1 protein-coding gene is annotated in these 879 nt (G+C 66.7%); it reads right to left on the reverse strand.

Going from position 1 to position 879, the window contains the following annotated elements; genetic code table 11:
- Window positions 1–879 (reverse strand): autotransporter-associated beta strand repeat-containing protein (locus M3I54_RS44420; protein WP_375542336.1); only part of this gene is annotated, 879 nt, incomplete at both ends.

Raw genomic sequence — 879 nt, forward strand, 5'->3', positions numbered from 1 at the left:
ATGCAGCGTGCCCAGCGTGGTGAGACCCAGTTGCCTCGCGATGGGCTGCACCACCGAGTAGGTGGCGGTCTCCGGACCGATGATTGGATACTTCGCCGGTGCCAGCTGGCTCGGCGGCGGATTGACCGGCAGTGAGTCACCCGGGGGGATACCGTCTGGTTCCGACGGGAGTGATTGCCCCGACGTTGGCGGCACGATGAAGTCGGAGCGCAGGAACCAGTCCTGGGGTGCGCTGCCGTCGGCACTGCCCCGAAACAGGCGGTAGTCATAGGAACCGCCGCGCAGTTCGCTCGTCAGGACGAATGCCTGTGCACCGGTGGTGGCGCCGTTGACCGCCTGCACCACCTGGATGCCGTTGTTCTGGGTCAACGCACCGGTTGTGCCGGTCGGGTGCACGATCACCGAACTCGTCCCGCTCGTGGTCCCGCTGTCCAGCACCAGCCGGCTCGACGGCGAGCCATCCGTGCCCAGGAACGTGTTGAAAACCACCTGCCCCTGCGGGTCGCTGTAGTTGCCGCGTATCGTCAGCGTCCCGTAACCGGTATCTCCAGCCACCGGGTTTCCAGGCCAGACCACCCCCTGGTTCACCACGTTGCCGTTCACCGTGCCGGATCCGGCCAGGGTTCCCGTTGACAGTACGGTCACGGGCGAGCTTATCGAGCCTTTGACGGTCAGCGTGCCGGTCTGCACGGTGGTCGGGCCGCTGTAGGTGCTGGTACCCGTGAGCACCGTGGTGCCGGTGCCCATCTGCACCAGGGCGCCAGTTCCGGAGACCACGCCGCCGTAGGTGAGCGTGTCGCTGCGGTCGAATGCCAGGGTGCCATTGTCGGTGACGTTGCCGACGATGCTGCCGCTGGTGCCGCCGTTGCCCAGCTGCAG

Source organism: Paraburkholderia sp. CNPSo 3274, from assembly GCF_024206475.1.
Classification (GTDB): Bacteria; Pseudomonadota; Gammaproteobacteria; order Burkholderiales; family Burkholderiaceae; genus Paraburkholderia.